Below are 18,024 nucleotides of genomic sequence, written 5' to 3'. Positions count from 1 at the left end.
GTTTCCCTCTCCGCGGCTGTGACCTGCACCTCGCCCGGACCCGGCCGCCCGGTTCCCTACCGTTCGGGCGGCTTGCGCGGGCCGAGTTCGGCCGGCCGCAGGTCCCGGGTGGAGAGCGTCTGCGGATCCCCCGTGAAGGCGCGCAGGCGCAGCCGCGCGCCCGCCGCGGCGGGCGGCAGCGCGAACCTCCCCGACGGCGCGCGCAGTTCGACGGTCGCCGTGGTGTGCGCGGCGATCGTGGCCGGTCCGCGGGTCAGCGACCAGTACCTGCTCATCCCGTGGCTGGTGGTGAGCATGTAGTGCGGGGTGAGCGCGGTGTCCCCGGAGTTGGTCACCCTCAGGCTCAAGCCGGCGAGCGACTGCGCCGTGGCCCGCCGCGCCGCCGTCACGTCCATCCGCAGCGGCGGCCGGCCCGTCGCCGCGAGGGCCGCGCTCACCAGGGCGGGCAGCACCAGCAGGGCGGCCGCGCCGGCCAGCGCCGGCCGGCGGCGCGGTCCCCGGAGCCACCGGGGGCGCGGCTGCCAGGCGTTCGCGAAGTCCGACAGGGGCACGGTGACCGCCGCCGCGAGCCACAGCGGGGTCATCATCAGGTAGTAGCCGTCCTGGGAGCGGGTCGCCACCCAGAAGGCGCACCAGGGCAGGACCGTCGCCGCCGGGCCCAGCCGCCGTACGAACAGCACGTACAGCGCCAGCAGGGCGGCGGCGAGCAGCGCGCTCGCGTGGCCGTACCAGTCGAGGTGGTCGCTGCCGTGCGTGAAGTACAGCGAGACGTCCACCAGGCCCTGGCCGTGCAGCACCGCGCCCTGGGTCAGGGGCAGCGCGACGCCGTCGAGCCAGGGTCCCGGCTCGTGCACGATGAAGTACGCGTTGACCAGCAGCCAGGTCGTCGCGGCGATCCCGAGGATGCGCGCGCAGACCGCGGTGGCCGCGCGTCCGCCCAGCTCGCCACGGCGCACCGCGTAGATGCCGGCCAGCAGGAACGGCGCCACGAACCAGGGCAGTTGCTGGGTCGCGCACGCGGCGCCCAGGCACACGGCCCGCGCGATCCCCGGCCCGCCGAGCCGGCCGCCCCGGCCGGTGCGCGGCCAGCCCACCACCACCGGGACCATCAGCACCATGGCCGGGATCGCCGGATAACCCGAACGGGCGTACCCCGGCAGGAAGCCGAAGCCCAGGCACGCCATCGTCGCCGCCGAGCGCCAGGGCACCGGCAGCAGCCGCCACAGCAGCACCGCGCCGGTGAGCAGCGCCACGGTCGCCGCCGCCGTCGCGGGAGCGCCGCCACCGCCCACCCACAGCAGGGGGGCGGCCAGCAGCGGGGCGAGCGGAGGATAGCCGTACGTGAAGTCGTAGCCCCCGTCTATCGTCGGCGTCAGCGCGACGTTCGGGCCGTGGAACAGGAAGGGCCACGGCTGCCCGTACACCGGGTGCCCGGCGACCAGTTCCCGCGCGGCCTGGGCGGTGAGGACCGCCTCGTCGCCCCCCGCGTGGTTCAGCCACCAGGCGCAGGCGGTGAGCGTGAGCGCGGTCAGCAGCACCATGAGGTCGAGGCGGGCCAGCGAGCGCGTCCGGCGGACCGTCAGGGCGAGGACGCCGCCGGCCAGGATCGACACGTAGCAGAGCGAGACCACCGCCACGAGGAAGAGGTTGCGGCTCGCCGCCTGCGACCACAGGGACCGGGTCCCGATGAACAGGCTCACGTCGGCGAGCAGGGTCAGGACCCGGTGCCACTGCGCGGGGCCGGGGAGGTCGCCGGTGGGACGTTCCGGGGCGGCGGACATCGCCGGCCGTGTCCACCGCCCGGGCGCCGCCGCTCGTGTATCTGCCAAGTGCACGGCACCGGACGCTAGTGGCGGCCGGTGAGCGGGGCGGGGAACGACATGAAGAGACCGGTGTGAGGGCGGTAAGAAGGCGTTTTATTCGTACATGTGCCGGATGGAACAGGACGCATGAGCGGTCGCGCAGTGTGTCGTTGTTGGGCTGAACGGGTGACTTGGCGTAAGAATTGGCTGGTGCAGGCATTGGGTGCGAGTCAGGTCAGGTGGAGCCGGTGAGCCGTTACGACGTCACCGATGAACAGTGGGAGGGGCTCGCCCAGGTCGTGCCGTTGCGGGGCCGGGACGCCTGGCCGTCGGCGGTGCGCCACCGCTCGCTGCCGGACGCCGAGACCGAGACCCGGCGCCGGTTCGTCGTCCTGCGGGTCAACGTCTTCGCGGACGCCCGTGAGGTCGCCGAGACGCTGATGGCCGGGGTGCCGGTGCTGCTGGACCTGTCCGGCGCGGAGGGCGATGTCGCCAAGCGTGTCCTCGACTTCAGCACGGGCGTCGTGTTCGGCCTGGGCAGCGGGATGCACCGGGTCGACCGCAACGTCTTCCTGCTGACGCCGCCCGGCACCGAGGTCAGCGGGCTGATGGAGGGCGCCGGGATGGCCGGCGGCTGAGGCCGTCGCCACGCGGGACGCGGATGGTCCCCCGATCGTAGGAAGGTGCGGCGGGCAAAACGGTTCGCCGGTCCGGCGGAGGCCTACCGTCCGCATATGGCCGTCCCTCCCGTGTCCACCGGGTTCCCGCCGCCTTCCGGCCCCCTGGAACCGATTCTCGAGCCCCTGGCGCCGCCTTCCGGGCCCTTGGGTCCGCCCTCCGCGGTCCCGGACGACTCCGCCCGGGTGCCGGGGCAGGGCGGTCCGTCGGGCGGCGCGGAAGCGGGGGCCCTCGGCCCGCTCGACGTGCGCGCCCGCGTCACCGAACTGCGGCTGTCCGCCTTCGCCGGGCACCGGCGGGCCGCGTTCCCGCTGGGCGCCGTCACCCTGTTCGCCGGCCCCAGCGGCTCGGGCAAGACGACCGCGCTCGCGGCGTACGAGGCGCTCGCCCGGCTCGGCGGCGGGGCGCCGCTCGACGAGGTGTTCCCGGAGCCGGCGGCGTGGGTGCCGGAACGGGCGCGGCCCGACGCCCAGCGGCGCCGGGGTTTCCGGATCGGCTGCACGGCCGACGGCGCCGCTGGGCCGGTCCGGCTCGACGTCGCCGTGCAGGCGGAGCCGGAACTGCGGATCGTGGGCGAACGGCTGACGGCGGACGGGGTGGTCCTGCTGGAGACCGCCCTGCGCGACCCGGGCCGACGGGCAGTCCAGGCCGCCTGGCACACCGCCGGCGCCGCCCCGGTGACCCGCGCCCCGCTGCCCGACGACCTGCTCGGCACCCCGCTGCTGCCGCTGCGGGTGGCCGGCAAGACCGACGGGCAGCGGCGGGTGCTCGCCGCCGCCGAGCAGATGGTCGTCGCGCTGCGCTCGGTGTTCCCCTGCGACCCGCGCCCCGAGAACATGCGCGCCCCCGTCCCCACCGGCTCGGGGCGGCTCCTGCCCGGCTGCGACAACCTCGCCGACGTGCTGTGGCGCACCCGCTCCGAGTGCGGCCGCCGGCACGCGGCGCTCGTGGAGGCGCTGCGCGGCGGCTGCGCCGGGCCGGTGGCCGACCTGGTCCCGGAGCCGCTGGCCGACGGCGCCGTCCGGGCGCTGCTCGACCGGGGCGACGGCTTCCGCACCGAGCTGGCCCGGCTCGGCGACGGCGAACTGCGCTACGTCGCGCTGGCGCTGGTGCTGCTGACCGGGCCCGGCGTGCTGGCCGTGGACACGCCCGGCGAGGTGCCCGACGCGCTGCGCACCCTCACCGTGCTCACCGACGGCTTCGACCGCGGCCTCGATCCGGCCCAGCGGCGCGCGCTGCTGCGGACGGCGGCCCGCATGGGCGAACGGGGCCACATCCGCTGCGTCGGCGCCGTCAGCGACGCCTCCTGGGCCGTGGGGACCGAAGGGGTGACCGTGGTACACCTGAGGCCGTGACGGAACACCCCGACCTGGCCGGACTCCAGCGCAGGCTGGCCGAGTTCGCCGCCGCGCGCGACTGGCAGCCCTACCACACCCCCAAGAACCTGGTGGCCGCGCTCAGTGTGGAGGCCTCCGAACTGGTCGAGATCTTCCAGTGGCTGACGCCCGAGGAGTCGGCCCGGGTGATGGACGACCCGGGCACCGCGCACCGGGTCCGGGACGAGGTCGCCGACGTCCTCGCCTACCTCCTCCAGCTCTGCGAGGTCCTCGGCGTCGATCCGCTCGCCGCCCTGTCCGCCAAGATCGACCGCAACGAGGAGCGCTTCCCGGCCCCCGGGCCGGACGCCGCCGACTGACGGAGTGCCACCTTCCGCTATCACTCTGCGGAGTCATGGCGCGTCCCGAATCCGAATTGTTGTCCACAATTTCCCGCCCATCTCTGGCTTTACGTCTCAGGCGCCTTCACTCTGGGTAGTGAACAAGGGAGTTCACGCGGGCGTGCGAGGACGCACGGCGGACTGGACGGGGGCAGCGCATGGATGCGGTGCGACTCATCGGGACGAGCAGGCGGGCCCTGGCCCAGGGCGCCGACCGGCCCGAGATCATGGCCGAGGTGTGGCAGGCGCAGGCCCTGGCCCAGGCGATCGGCAGCCGCCTTGCGGTGTCCGGCCCGCCGGAGCTGCGGGGCGAGGCGCTGGGCCTGACCGAACTGGCGGGCCGGGGCTGCGGCGTCCTGGACGCCCCGGAACTCGACCCCGGCGACCTGCGCGCCGCCCAGCTCACCGAGCTGGACGACGCCCGGCTGACCCTGCTCTGCCTCGGCGGCCTGCTGGGCGAGGTCGGCATGGCGCTGGTCGGCATGGCCAGCTCGGCGGCCGACGAGACGGCGTACTGGCAGTGCATGGAGGCCATCGACGCGGCGGACGAGTCCCGGGACCGGGTCCTGGAGATGCTGCGCAAACTGGCCGCGCGCGTCGAGGCGTTACCCGAGGGCGCGGAGGACAGCCCGTCGGGTGTCTGACCGGCCGGACCGCACCGACTCCGCGCCCGCGGCCGAGGGATTCACCTGATCGGGACGGCCGTGCCCGGCGGTACCGATGAGACCTGCGGGGCCGGGGCCGGGCAGGATGGGTGTATGGACCTTCGAATCTTCACCGAGCCCCAGCAGGGGGCCACCTACGACACCTTGCTCACCGTGGCGAAGGCCACCGAGGATCTTGGCTTCGACGCGTTCTTCCGCTCCGACCACTACCTCCGGATGGGCAGCGTCGACGGCCTGCCCGGCCCCACCGACGCCTGGATCACGCTGGCCGGCCTGGCCCGCGAGACCAAGCGCATCCGCCTGGGCACCCTGATGACGGCCGGCACCTTCCGGCTGCCCGGCGTGCTCGCCATCCAGGTCGCGCAGGTCGACCAGATGTCCGGCGGCCGGGTCGAACTGGGCCTCGGCGCGGGCTGGTTCGAGGAGGAGCACAAGGCGTACGGCATCCCGTTCCCCAAGGAGAAGTTCGCCCGCCTGGAGGAACAGCTCGAGATCGTCACCGGGCTGTGGGCCACCAAGACCGGCGAGACCTTCGACTTCCACGGCGCCTACTACGACCTCACCGACTCGCCCGCGCTGCCCAAGCCCGCCCAGTCGAAGATCCCGGTGCTCATCGGCGGCCACGGCGCCACCCGCACCCCGCGCCTCGCCGCCCGCTACGCCGACGAGTTCAACATCCCGTTCGCCTCCGTCGAGGACAGCGAGCGGCAGTTCGGCCGGGTGCGCGCCGCCGCCGAGGAGGCGGGCCGCGGGGCCGGCGCCCTGACCTACTCCAACGCGCTCGTGGTCTGCGTCGGCCGGGACGACCAGGAGGTCGCCCGCCGGGCCGCCGCCATCGGCCGCGAGGTGGACGAGCTGAAGGCCAACGGCCTGGCCGGCTCCCCGGCCGAGGTGGTCGACCGGATCGGCCGCTACGCCGAGACCGGCTCCAGCCGCATCTACCTCCAGATCCTCGACCTCCACGACCTGGACCACCTGGAACTGATCTCCTCCCAGGTCCAGACCCAGCTGTCCTGACCCCGGTCGCCCGCCCCACCTCGTGGGCCCCTCCGCTCCGAACCGGGCGGAGGGGCCGCTCCGGCCCGGAAAACCACTGGTCGACGGGGTCCGGCAGCGGGGAGACTCGGACATGTGTTCCTGACGATCTCCACGCGCGGCGACGCCGCCCACCCGGCCACCGACCTCGGGTACCTGCTGCACAAGCATCCCGACAAGGCGCAGACCTTCTCGACCTCCTACGGCACCGCGCACGTGTTCTACCCGCAGGCGGACGCCGAGCGCTGCACGGCCGCGCTGATGCTGGAGGTCGACGCGGTCGCGCTGGTGCGGCGGAGCAAGGGCAGGGGCCGCGGCGGAGCGCCCGACGCGGCACTCGCGCAGTACGTCAACGACCGCCCCTACGCGGCCTCCTCGCTCCTCGCGGTCGCGCTCAGCGGCGTCTTCTCCAGCGCCCTGCGCGGGGTGTGCAAGGCCCGCCCGGAGCTGGCCGCCGCGCCCCTGCCGCTGCGCGTCGAGGTGCCCGCGCTGCCCGCCCGCGGCGGCCCGGACCTCGTACGCAAGCTGTTCGAGCCGCTCGGCTGGACGGTGACCGCCGAACCCGTCGCCCTGGACGCCCGGTTCCCGGCGTGGGGCGCCTCGCGGTACGTCCGGCTCGCCCTGGAGTCGGAGGCGCTGACCCTCGCCGAGGCGCTGCGCCACCTGTACGTGCTGCTGCCCGTCCTCGACGACGCCAAGCACTACTGGGTCGCCTCCGACGAGGTCGACAAGCTGCTGCGCGCCGGTGAGGGCTGGCTGCCCGCGCACCCGGAGCAGAAGCTGATCACCAGCCGCTACCTCTCCCGCCGCTGGTCGCTGACCCGGCAGGCCATGGAGCGGCTGGAGCTGGTGCGGCTGGCCGAGGCCGACGACAGCGAGGTCGAGTCGATCGACAACGCGGTGCCGGCGGACACCGGGGCCGAGGACGAGGAGAAGCCGGCGCCGCTCGCCGTGCTGCGGCGCGAGGCGATCCTCGCCGCCCTCCGCGAGGCCGGCGCCGCCCGCGTCCTGGACCTGGGCTGCGGACAGGGCCAGCTGGTGCAGGAAATGCTCAAGGACGTGCGGTTCACCGAGATCGTCGGCGTCGACGTGTCGGTGCGGGCCCTGACCATCGCCTCGCGCCGGCTCAGGCTGGACCGCATGGGGGAGCGGCAGGCGGCCCGGGTCAGCCTCGTCCAGGGCTCCCTCGCCTACACCGACAAGCGGCTCAAGGGCTACGACGCGGCCGTGCTCAGCGAGGTGATCGAGCACCTCGACCTGCCCCGGCTGCCCGCCCTCGAGTACGCCGTGTTCGGGCACGCCCGCCCGCGCACCGTCGTCGTCACCACCCCGAACGTCGAGTACAACGTCCGCTGGGAGACGCTGCCCGCCGGACACGTCCGGCACGGCGACCACCGCTTCGAGTGGACCCGCGAGGAGTTCCGCGCCTGGGCGGCGGCCGTGGCCGGACGGCACGGGTACGAGGTCGCCTTCGTGCCCGTCGGGCCGGACGACCCGGAGGTCGGACCGCCCACCCAGATGGCCGTCTTCTCCGCCTCGACGGAGAAGGCCGGGAACAACGAGAGCGCCGAGAAGGCCGAGAAGGAGGCGAAGGCGGCATGACCGAGACACCCACGGGACGGGTCCTCCCCGTCACCGACCTCTCCCTCGTCGTGCTCGTCGGCGCCTCCGGCTCCGGCAAGTCCACCTTCGCCCGGCGGCACTTCGCGCCGACCGAGGTGATCTCCTCGGACTTCTGCCGCGGCCTGGTGGCCGACGACGAGAACGACCAGAGCGCCTCCCGGGACGCCTTCGACGTGCTGCACTACATCGCCGGCAAGCGGCTCGCGGCCGGCCGCCGCACCGTCGTCGACGCCACCAGCGTGCAGCAGGACAGCCGCCGCCGGCTGATCGAACTGGCCCGGGAGCACGACGTGCTGCCCATCGCCATCGTGCTGGACGTGCCGGAGGACGTGTGCGCCGAGCGCAACGCGGCCCGCACCGACCGCGCCGACATGCCCCGCCGGGTCATCCAGCGGCACACCCGCGAACTGCGCCGCTCGCTGCGGCACCTGGAGCGCGAGGGTTTCCGCAAGGTGCACGTCCTGCGCGGGGCGGCGGAGGTCGAGAGCGCCACCGTCGTCACCGAGAAGCGCTTCAACGACCTGACCCACCTCAATGGCCCCTTCGACATCATCGGCGACGTCCACGGCTGCGCGGCCGAGCTGGAGGCCCTGCTCGCCAAGCTGGGCTACGCCGACGGCGTGCACCCCGAGGGCCGCACCGCGGTGTTCGTCGGCGACCTGGTCGACCGGGGCCCGGACACCCCGGGCGTGCTGCGCCGGGTGATGAGGATGACCGCGTCCGGCGACGCGCTGTGCGTGCCGGGCAACCACGAGAACAAGTACGGCCGGCACCTCAAGGGCCGCAAGGTCCAGCACACCCACGGGCTCGCCGAGACCATCGAGCAGATGGCGGGGGAGAGCGAGGAGTTCCAGGCGGAGGTGCGCCGGTTCCTGGACGGCCTGGTCAGCCACTACGTCCTCGACGGCGGCCGGCTGGTCGTCTGCCACGCCGGGCTCCCCGAGAAGTACCACGGCCGCACCTCCGGGCGGGTGCGCTCGCACGCCCTGTACGGAGAGACCACCGGCGAGACCGACGAGTTCGGGCTGCCGGTGCGCTACCCGTGGGCGGAGGACTACCGCGGCCGGGCCGCCGTGGTCTACGGCCACACCCCGGTGCCGGAGGCGAGCTGGCTGAACAACACCATCTGCCTGGACACCGGCGCGGTGTTCGGCGGCAAGCTGACCGCGCTGCGCTGGCCCGAGCGCGAGCTGGTCGACGTACCGGCCGAGCGGGTCTGGTACGAGCCCGCGAGGCCGCTGCGCAGCGAGGCGCCCGGCGGGCAGGACGGACGGCCGCTGGACCTGGCGGACGTGCACGGCCGCCGGGTGGTGGAGACCCGGCACTCGGGCCGGGTCGCGGTCCGGGAGGACAACGCGGCCGCGGCGCTGGAGGTCATGAGCCGCTTCGCGGTCGACCCGCGCCTGCTGCCGTACCTGCCGCCGACCATGGCGCCGACGGCCACCTCGCACGTCGAGGGCTACCTGGAGCACCCGGCCGAGGCGTTCGCGCAGTACGCGGCGGACGGCGTCGCGCGGGTCGTGTGCGAGGAGAAGCACATGGGCTCGCGCGCGGTCGCCCTGGTGTGCCGGGACGCGGAGGCGGCGGCCGCGCGGTTCGGCGTGGAGGGTCCCACCGGCGCCCTGTACACCCGTACCGGACGGCCGTTCTTCGACGACACGGAGGTGACCGAGGAGATCCTCGGCCGGCTGCGCTCCGCCGTCTCGGACGCAGGCCTGTGGGACGAGCTGGGCACGGACTGGCTGCTGCTGGACGCCGAGCTGATGCCGTGGTCGCTGAAGGCCTCGGGTCTGCTGCGCAGCCAGTACGCGGCGGTCGGCGCCGCGTCCGGCGCGGTGTTCCCGGACGCCCTCGCCGCCCTGGAGGCCGCCGCGGCCCGGGGCACGGACGTGGGCGGGCTGCTGGAGCGCCAGCGCGGACGGGCCGCGGACGCGGCCGCGTTCACCGAGGCCTACCGCCGCTACTGCTGGACCACCGACGGCCTGGACGGGGTCCGTCTCGCCCCCTTCCAGATCCTGGCCGCTGAGGGCCGCAGCCTCGCCGCGCTCCCGCACGACGGGCAACTGGCCCTGATCGACCGGATGGTGGAGCACGACGGCACCGGACTGCTGCAGACCACCCGGCGGCTGTACGTCGACACGGGCGACGCCGAATCGGTCCGGGCCGGCGTCGACTGGTGGCTGGAGATGACCGGCCGGGGCGGCGAGGGCATGGTCGTCAAGCCGCTCGGCGCGCTGGTGCGCGACGGCGAGGGCCGGCTGGTGCAGCCCGGCGTCAAGTGCCGGGGCCGCGAGTACCTGCGGATCATCTACGGCCCCGAGTACACGCGCCCCGACAACCTCGCCCGCCTGCGCGCCCGCTTCCTGGGCCACAAGCGGTCGCTGGCGATCCGCGAGTACGCCCTCGGTCTGGAGGCGCTGGACCGGCTCGCGGACGGCGAACCGCTGTGGCGGGTGCACGAGGCCGTCTTCGGGGTGCTCGCCCTGGAGTCGGAACCGGTGGACCCGCGGTTGTGAGCGGCGGGACGGAGCCCGGTGCGCGGCCGCCCGCGCACCGGGCTCCGTCCTCTCCGGCGGCCTTCGCGTCAGTGGGACGAAAACAGGAAGCGGCGGAAACGGCCGAGTGGAGCGTGAAGGCGGTCGTCCGTGGCCAGGATGGAGGCATGGCATACCACGTCCACTCCGAGGCCGGACGGCTTCGCCGGGTGATCCTGCACCGGCCCGACCTCGAGCTCAAAAGGCTCACCCCCAGCAACAAGGACGCCCTGCTCTTCGACGACGTGCTGTGGGTGCGCCGGGCGCGCGCCGAGCACGACGGGTTCGCGGACGTCCTGCGCGACCGGGGGGTCGCCGTCCACCTCTTCGGCGACCTGCTCACCGAGACCCTGGAGATCCCGGAGGCCCGCGCCCTCGTCCTGGACCGCGTCTTCGACGAGAAGGAGTACGGTCCCCTCGCCACCGGCCACCTGCGGGCCGCCTTCGACGGGATGGGTTCGGGCGAGCTGGCCGAGGCCCTGGTCGGCGGCATGACCAAGCGGGAGTTCCTGGACGGTCACGCGGAGCCCGCCTCCGTCCGCTTCCACGTCATGGACCTGGACGACTTCCTGCTCCGCCCGCTGCCCAACCACCTCTTCACCCGGGACACCTCGGCCTGGATCTACGACGGCGTCTCCATCAACGCCATGCGCCGGCCGGCCCGGCAGCGGGAGACCGTGCACTTCGAGGCGATCTACCGGCACCACCCGCTGTTCCGCGACGAGACGTTCCACGTGTGGTCCCGGGGGCAGGCCGACTACCCCTCCACCATCGAGGGCGGCGACGTCCTGGTGATCGGCAACGGCGCCGTCCTGATCGGCATGAGCGAGCGCACCACCCCGCAGGCCGTGGAGATGCTGGCGCACAAGCTGTTCGCCGCGGGCTCCGCGCACACCATCGTCGCGCTCGACATGCCCAAGCGGCGGGCCTTCATGCACCTGGACACGGTGATGACCATGGTCGACGGCGACACCTTCACCCAGTACGCCGGGCTCGGCATGCTGCGCTCGTACACCATCCAGCCGGGCGACGGGGAGCGGGAGCTGAAGGTCACCGACCATCCGCCCGAGCACATGCACCGCGCCATCGCCGCCGCGCTGGGGCTCGGCGAGATCAGGGTGCTCACCGCCACCCAGGACGTGCACGCCGCCGAGCGCGAGCAGTGGGACGACGGCTGCAACGTGCTCGCCGTCGAACCGGGCGTCGTCATCGCCTATGAACGCAACTCCACCACCAACACCCACCTGCGCAAACAGGGCATCGAGGTGATCGAGATCCCGGGCAGCGAGCTGGGGCGGGGTCGGGGCGGTCCGCGGTGCATGAGCTGCCCGGTGGAGCGAGCGCCCGTATAGAAATGTGGAGCATCGTATAGACTTACATCAGTCCTGATACCCGTACCCCTGGAGCGCCCCCCATGGCGACTGTCCCGACCGCCCTCGCCGGGCGCCACTTCCTCAAGGAGCTGGACTTCACCGAGGACGAGTTCCGCGGCCTGGTCGAGCTGGCCGCGGAACTGAAGGCGGCGAAGAAGGCCGGGACCGAGACCCAGTACCTGCGCGGCCGCAACATCGCGCTGATCTTCGAGAAGACCTCGACGCGCACCCGCTGCGCGTTCGAGGTCGCCGCCGCCGACCAGGGTGCCGGCACGACGTACCTGGACCCGGCCGGCTCGCAGATCGGGCACAAGGAGTCCGTGAAGGACACCGCCCGCGTCCTCGGCCGGATGTTCGACGCGATCGAGTACCGGGGCGACAGCCAGGCCAAGGTCGAGGAGCTGGCCGCGTACGCCGGTGTGCCCGTCTACAACGGGCTCACCGACGACTGGCACCCCACCCAGATGCTGGCGGACGCGCTCACCATGGCCGAGCACAGCCCCCGGCCGCTGCGCGAGACCAGCTTCGCCTACCTCGGCGACGCCCGCTTCAACATGGGCAACTCCTACCTGGTCACCGGCGCCCTGCTCGGCATGGACGTGCGGATCGTCGCCCCGAAGTCCTACTGGCCCGCCCAGGAGGTCGTCGACCGCGCCCGCGAGCTGGCCGAGTCCAGCGGGGCCCGGATCACCCTCACCGAGGACATCGCCGAGGGCGTCGCGGGAGCCGGCTTCGTCGCCACCGACGTCTGGGTCTCCATGGGCGAGCCCAAGGAGGTCTGGGACGAGCGGATCGCCGCCCTCGGCCCCTACGCCGTGACCATGGACGTCCTGCGCGCCACCGGCGACCCGGACGTGAAGTTCCTGCACTGCCTGCCCGCCTTCCACGACCTCGGCACCAAGGTCGGCCAGGAGATCTTCGAGACCCACGGTCTGACCTCGCTGGAGGTGACCGACGAGGTGTTCGAGTCCGCCCACTCGGTCGTCTTCGACGAGGCGGAGAACCGGCTGCACAGCATCAAGGCGGTCCTGGTCGCGACCCTCGCCCGGTCCGGCGCCCCGCGCTGACACTTGCCCCACCCGCTTCACCAGGCCTTATCCTGAACGGCGGCCCGGACCACCCCCCTCCCGGCCGCCGCCGCGCCCCCACCGGGGCGTCCGCACCACCAGAAACGAGCACCACCCCCCATGCCCGCTCACCGCATCAAGTCCCCGCGACTGCTCGTCGCCGAGTCCGGCGCCGACCGCGAGGGCCACGGCCTCAAGCGCACGATGGGCCTCTTCCAGCTCATCTGCTTCGGCGTCGGCGCGATCGTCGGCACCGGCATCTTCGTCGGCCTCTCCGACTCCGTCGCCCAGGCCGGCCCCGCCGTCGTCATCTCCTTCGTCCTCGCCGCGATCACCTGCGTCTTCACCGCGCTCTCCTTCGCCGAGCTGGGCGGCGCGATCCCGGTCTCCGGCTCCTCGTACTCCTTCGCCTACGCGGGGCTCGGCGAGTCCACCGCCTTCCTGGTCGGCTGGTGCCTGCTGCTGGAGTACGGCGTCTCCATCTCGGCCGTCGCGGTCGGCTGGAGCGAGTACGTCAACGAGCTCCTGCACAGCCTCACCGGCCTGCAACTGCCGGCCGCGCTGTCCGCGGGGCCGGGCGACGGCGGGATCGTCAACCTGCCCGCCGTGATCGTCATCGCCATGGCGTCCGTGCTGCTGGTGCGCGGGGTGCGGGAGAGCGCCCGGGCGACCGCCGCGATGGCCGCCGTGAAGCTCGTCGTCCTGCTGGCCTTCTGCGCCGTCGGCTACAGCGCCTTCAAGCACGGCAACCTGACCCCGTTCTCCCCGGCCGGCCTCGGCGGCATCGGCGCGGGCACCACCGCCGCCTTCTTCTCCTACATCGGCTTCGACGCGATCACCACGGCCGGCGAGGAGGCGAAGAACCCGCGCCGGGACATCCCCGTCGCCATCCTCGTCTGCATGGGTCTGGTCACCCTGCTCTACTGCGCGGTCGCGCTCGCCGCGATCGGCGCCATCGGCGGCAAGGAGGTCGCCGGCCGGCCCGCCGCGCTGTCGTACGTCGTCAACGAGGTCACCGGCTCCGCCGTCGGCGGCGGCGTCATCGCCTTCGGCGCGGTCGTCGCCATCGCCTCCGTCGTGCTCGCCGTGATGTACGGCCAGACCCGCATCCTGATGTCGATGTCCCGGGACGGCCTGATCCCGCGCGTCTTCGAGAAGGTCTCGCCGCGCACCTCCACCCCGGTGGCCGGCACGCTGATCGTCGCGGTCGTCTTCGCGGTCCCGGCGGCCTTCGCCTCCCTGGACGCCGTGATGAACCTGTGCACCATCGGCACGCTCGCGATCATGGCCGTCGTCAACATCGCGGTGATCGCCCTGCGCCGCCGCGAGCCGGGCCTCAGGCGCAGTTTCCGGGTGCCGCTCTACCCGGTCGGACCGCTGCTCGGCGTCGGCTTCTGCCTGTACCTGATGTACGAGACCGGCTGGCGGACCTGGATCCAGTTCGCGCTGTTCCTCGCGGTGGGCGCGGCGGTCTACGCCGTCTACGGGCGCCGGCACTCCACGCTGGCCACGGGGTCCCCCGAGGTCACGCCGGACGCCGCTGACCGGGAACCACTGGCAGTCTGAACCACACCGCCTTGCCCGAAGCGGTCGGGCGGTGACCGCAGGACGAGCTGAGGGCGCGGATCAGCAGCAGCCCGCGCCCGCCCTCCTGCCAGGGGTCGGGCTCCTCGATCACCGGACGGGTGAGATGCCCGGGCGGCGCGGGGTCGGGATCGTGCACCTCGACCTGGCAGCCGCCCGGCCGCAGCTCCACCACCAGCTCGATCGGGCCGCGCCCGGCGGTGTGCTCCACCGCGTTGGCCACCAGCTCCGCCGTCAGCAGCTCGGCGGTGTCGCTGTCGGCCGCGTGCTCCACCTCCGCCAGGGCGAACCGGACCAGGGCACGGGCCACGGGCACCGCCGCGGTGGTGTGCGGCAGCGCGATGCGCCAGGAGGCCGATTCGGCGGGGCGTTCGTACAAGGCGAGTCCGTTCATGGAGCAGGCTGTCCTGCTTTCAACCGTGGAAATGGTACGGGCCCGGTTTCGAGGACCGTCGACGGGCACCGGGTGGGGCCGCGCTGCCCCGCCACCGGCGGCCTACCCGCGAGGACGCCCCGCCTCGCCCCGCCGGGCCCACTGTTACGCGGCTGTGGACGACCGGTGACGCGTGTGACGGAGGCGGTCCGCCCCGGAGGCGAGTTGTCGCGCCATCGTGACGACAGTCACAAACAGGTGATAGCTTCGTGGGGTACCGCACCGTGAGGCATCACCGCAGCAACGTGAGGCACCGCCCCCTCTAGGAGGCCGCACGTCATGAGTCCCTTCACCGGCTCCGCCGCCCGCACCTCCTCGTGGGAGCATCTGCGGGTCGAGCTCGACGACGGTGTCGCCACCGTCACCCTCGCCCGCCCCGACAAACTCAACGCCCTCACCTTCGGCGCCTACGCCGACCTGCGCGACCTGCTCGCCGAGCTGTCCCGGGAGCGGTCGGTCCGCGCCCTGGTGCTGGCCGGTGAGGGGCGCGGGTTCTGCTCCGGCGGCGACGTGGACGAGATCATCGGCGCCACGCTGTCCATGGACACCGCCCAGCTCCTCGACTTCAACCGGATGACCGGGCAGGTGGTCCGGGCGATCCGGGAGTGCCCGTTCCCGGTGATCGCCGCCGTGCACGGCGTGGCGGCGGGCGCCGGCGCCGTGCTCGCCCTCGCGGCCGACTTCCGCGTGGCCGACCCCTCGGCCCGGTTCGCCTTCCTCTTCACCCGCGTCGGCCTCTCCGGCGGCGACATGGGCGCGGCGTACTTGCTGCCCCGCGTCGTCGGGCTCGGCCACGCGACCCGGCTGCTGATGCTGGGCGAACCGGTGCGCGCGGCGGAGGCCGAGCGGATCGGCCTCATCAGCGTGCCGGCGGGGGAGGGGCACACCGACGGCACGGCGCTGGAGCTGGCCCGCCGCCTGGCCGACGGGCCCGCCCTGGCGTACGCCCAGACCAAGGCGCTGCTCACGGCCGAGCTGGACATGCCGCTGGCCGCGTCGATCGAGCTGGACGCCTCGACCCAGGCGCTGCTGATGAACGGCGAGGACTACGCGGAGTTCCACGCCGCCTTCCAGGAGAAGCGGCCGCCGAAGTGGCGGGGGAGGTAGCCGCGGTGGCCGGCCGCCCGCCGCGCGTGGCGATCACCGGCGGGGGCCCCGGCGGTCTCTACGCGGCCGCGCTGCTCAAACGGCTCGATCCCGCCCGGGAGGTCACCGTCTGGGAGCGCAACGCGCCCGACGAGACCTTCGGCTTCGGCGTGGTCCTGTCCGACGAGACCCTGGGCGGCATCGAGCACGCCGACCCGGTGGTCTACGCGGCGCTGCGCCGCGACTTCGTCCGCTGGGACGACATCGACATCGTCCACCGGGGCACCCGCCACACCTCCGGCGGACACGGCTTCGCCGCGCTGGGCAGACGCCGGCTGCTGGAGATCCTGCACGAGCGCTGCCGCTCCCTCGGCGTGGACCTCCGCTTCCGCGCCGAAGCACCGCCGGTCGCCCGGCTCGCCGAGGCGTACGACCTGGTCGTCGCCGCCGACGGGGTCCACAGCGCCACCCGGGAGGCCCTCGCCCACGCGTTCCGGCCCCGGGTGACCGCCCACCGCTGCCGCTACATCTGGCTGGCGGCCGACTTCGCCTTCGACGCCTTCCGCTTCGAGATCGCCGAGACCGAGCACGGCGTGATGCAGCTGCACGCCTACCCCTACGCGGCCGACTCCTCCACCGTGATCGTCGAGATGCGCGAGGAGGTCTGGCGCGCGGCCGGATTCGGCGAGGGCGAGCCGGCGGAGTCCGTCGAGCGCTGCGCCAAGATCTTCGCGGACGCCCTCGGCGGACGGCCGCTGCGCTCCAACAACTCGGCGTGGACGACCTTCCGCACGGTCGTCAACGGGCGCTGGTCCGACGGCAACGTCGTCCTCCTCGGCGACGCCGCCCACACCGCCCACTTCTCCATCGGCTCCGGCACCAAGCTCGCGGTGGAGGACGCCCTGGCGCTGGCCGCGTGCGTCGAGGAGCAGCCCGACGTGCCCAGTGCGCTGGCCGCCTACGAGGAGGAACGCAGGCCCGTCGTCGCCTCCACCCAGCGGGCCGCCCGGGCCAGCCTGGAGTGGTTCGAGGACCTGGACCGCTATCTCGGCCAGCCGTCCCGGCAGTTCGCCTTCAACCTGCTCACCCGCAGCCGCCGGGTCACCCACGGCAACCTCCGGCTGCGCGACGCGCACTTCACCGGGGCCGTCGAGCGCGAGTTCGGCTGTCCGCCGGGCACGCCCCCCATGTTCACCCCGTTCCAGCTGCGCGGACTGACCCTGCGCAACCGGGTCGTGGTCTCGCCGATGGACATGTACTCGGCCGACGAGGGCGTCCCCGGCGACTTCCACCTGGTCCACCTGGGCGCCCGCGCGCTCGGCGGGGCCGGCCTGGTGATGACCGAGATGGTGTGCGTGAGCGAGCGCGGCCGGATCACCCCCGGCTGCGCCGGCCTCTACACCGGCCGCCAGGCCGAGGCATGGCGGCGGATCACCGACTTCGTGCACCACCGGGCGCCGGGCGCCGCGATCGGAGTCCAGCTCGGCCACAGCGGCCGCAAGGGCTCCACCCGGCTGATGTGGGAGGGCATGGACGAACCGCTGCCCGACGGCAACTGGCCGCTGGTGGCCGCCTCACCGCTGCCCTACAGGCCGGGCGGCCAGGTCCCGCGCGAACTCAGCCGCGCCCAGCTCACCGACATCCGGGAGCAGTTCACCGCGGCCGCCGGGCGGGCCGCGCGGGCCGGCTTCGACCTGCTCGAACTGCACTGCGCCCACGGCTACCTGCTCTCCGGCTTCCTCTCCCCGCTCACCAACCACCGCACCGACGCCTACGGCGGCTCGCCGGAGAACCGGCTGAGGTTCCCGCTGGAGGTCTTCGACGCCGTGCGCGCGGTGTGGCCGGACGAACGGCCCATGACCGTGCGGATCTCCGCCACCGACTGGGCCGAGGGCGGCACCGGCGCCGAGGACGCGGTCGGGATCGCCCGGGCCTTCGCGGCGCACGGCGCCGACGCGATCGACGTCTCCACCGGGCAGGTGGTGGCCGAGGAGCGGCCGGAGTTCGGGCGCTCGTACCAGACGCCGTTCGCCGACCGCATCCGGCACGAGGCCGGCGTCCCGGTGATCGCGGTCGGCGCGATCTCCTCCTGGGACGACGTCAACTCCCTGATCCTGGCCGGGCGCGCGGACCTGTGCGCGCTGGCCCGGCCCCACCTGTACGACCCGAACTGGACGCTGCACGCGGCCGCCGAGCAGGGCTACGAGGGGCCCGGCGCGACCTGGCCCGACCCCTACCGGGCGGGCAGCAGACGACCGCAGACCGGCCGCACGGACGCGCCGAAACCCCGGCTGTCGCTCGGCGGACGGTGACCGGGGCGGCGAGGAGGAGCCGCGCGGCGCCGGTCACACCCCTTCCACGTGATTCGCACGGTTCCTGAACCGCTTGTTCCGCTTCGGCTGGCTACGTTCGGCTGGTCCATGCCGG

At 73.6% G+C, this 18,024-nt stretch carries 14 protein-coding genes; 12 read left to right on the top strand and 2 right to left on the bottom strand.

From position 1 onward, the window contains the following. Positions 1–56: 56 nt before the first annotated feature. The gene (locus ACZ7JA_RS16470) at positions 57–1,781 is read right to left on the bottom strand and encodes a hypothetical protein (protein WP_450751387.1); all 1,725 of its coding nucleotides are present in this window, start codon (positions 1,779–1,781) and stop codon (positions 57–59) included. A gap of 269 nt (positions 1,782–2,050) precedes the next feature. On the opposite strand from ACZ7JA_RS16470, the gene ACZ7JA_RS16465 reads away from it, so the two are divergent. From ACZ7JA_RS16465 to ACZ7JA_RS16420, 10 genes are all read left to right on the top strand, one after another. Then, positions 2,051–2,440 (top strand): cell division protein SepF, encoded by a 390-nt coding sequence (locus ACZ7JA_RS16465; protein ID WP_199212371.1) that lies wholly within the window; start codon positions 2,051–2,053, stop codon positions 2,438–2,440. Between the two features lie 96 nt (positions 2,441–2,536). After that, complete coding sequence (locus ACZ7JA_RS16460; protein WP_470808831.1) at positions 2,537–3,835, top strand: P-loop NTPase family protein; 1,299 nt, start codon at positions 2,537–2,539, stop codon at positions 3,833–3,835. After that, on the top strand, positions 3,832–4,176 hold the full coding sequence (locus ACZ7JA_RS16455) for a nucleotide pyrophosphohydrolase (RefSeq protein WP_401136917.1): 345 nt from the start codon (positions 3,832–3,834) through the stop codon (positions 4,174–4,176). Before ACZ7JA_RS16460 ends, ACZ7JA_RS16455 begins: the two co-directional genes overlap by 4 nt. Positions 4,177–4,355: 179 nt before the next feature. Next, the gene (locus tag ACZ7JA_RS16450) at positions 4,356–4,841 is read left to right on the top strand and encodes a DUF6099 family protein (RefSeq protein WP_351666633.1); all 486 of its coding nucleotides are present in this window, start codon (positions 4,356–4,358) and stop codon (positions 4,839–4,841) included. A 114-nt stretch (positions 4,842–4,955) separates the two neighbouring features. Continuing rightward, complete coding sequence (locus ACZ7JA_RS16445) at positions 4,956–5,879, top strand: LLM class F420-dependent oxidoreductase (RefSeq protein ID WP_351666635.1); 924 nt, start codon at positions 4,956–4,958, stop codon at positions 5,877–5,879. Between the two features lie 114 nt (positions 5,880–5,993). After that, positions 5,994–7,499: a 3' terminal RNA ribose 2'-O-methyltransferase Hen1 gene (locus ACZ7JA_RS16440; RefSeq protein ID WP_470808828.1), complete on the top strand. Its 1,506-nt coding sequence runs from the start codon at positions 5,994–5,996 to the stop codon at positions 7,497–7,499. Beyond that, positions 7,496–10,036, top strand: a complete 2,541-nt coding sequence (locus tag ACZ7JA_RS16435) for a polynucleotide kinase-phosphatase (protein ID WP_470808826.1) — start codon at positions 7,496–7,498, stop codon at positions 10,034–10,036. Before ACZ7JA_RS16440 ends, ACZ7JA_RS16435 begins: the two co-directional genes overlap by 4 nt. A gap of 146 nt (positions 10,037–10,182) precedes the next feature. Continuing rightward, positions 10,183–11,406 (top strand): arginine deiminase, encoded by a 1,224-nt coding sequence (locus ACZ7JA_RS16430; protein ID WP_351666640.1) that lies wholly within the window; start codon positions 10,183–10,185, stop codon positions 11,404–11,406. Positions 11,407–11,468: 62 nt separating this feature from the next. After that, complete coding sequence (argF, locus tag ACZ7JA_RS16425) at positions 11,469–12,494, top strand: ornithine carbamoyltransferase (RefSeq protein WP_389447976.1); 1,026 nt, start codon at positions 11,469–11,471, stop codon at positions 12,492–12,494. Between the two features lie 120 nt (positions 12,495–12,614). Then, entirely contained in the window at positions 12,615–14,060 is a 1,446-nt protein-coding gene (locus tag ACZ7JA_RS16420; RefSeq protein WP_389447978.1) for an amino acid permease, read from the top strand. Here the strand turns inward: ACZ7JA_RS16420 and ACZ7JA_RS16415 are convergent. Continuing rightward, entirely contained in the window at positions 14,020–14,472 is a 453-nt protein-coding gene (locus tag ACZ7JA_RS16415) for an ATP-binding protein (protein WP_470808823.1), read from the bottom strand. The two genes, ACZ7JA_RS16420 and ACZ7JA_RS16415, sit on opposite strands and share 41 nt — an antisense overlap. A gap of 318 nt (positions 14,473–14,790) precedes the next feature. Between ACZ7JA_RS16415 and ACZ7JA_RS16410 the strand changes: the two genes are divergently transcribed. Further along, positions 14,791–15,618, top strand: coding sequence for an enoyl-CoA hydratase family protein (locus ACZ7JA_RS16410; protein ID WP_351666648.1), 828 nt, complete (start codon positions 14,791–14,793; stop codon positions 15,616–15,618). Then, positions 15,603–17,909, top strand: a complete 2,307-nt coding sequence (locus tag ACZ7JA_RS16405) for a bifunctional salicylyl-CoA 5-hydroxylase/oxidoreductase (protein ID WP_470808821.1) — start codon at positions 15,603–15,605, stop codon at positions 17,907–17,909. Before ACZ7JA_RS16410 ends, ACZ7JA_RS16405 begins: the two co-directional genes overlap by 16 nt. Positions 17,910–18,024 lie beyond the last annotated feature (115 nt).

Source organism: Streptomyces sp. NPDC038135 (genome assembly GCF_055601245.1).
Note: the sequence above shows the minus strand (reverse complement) of the source record. Positions and strands in the feature narration are given on the sequence as shown.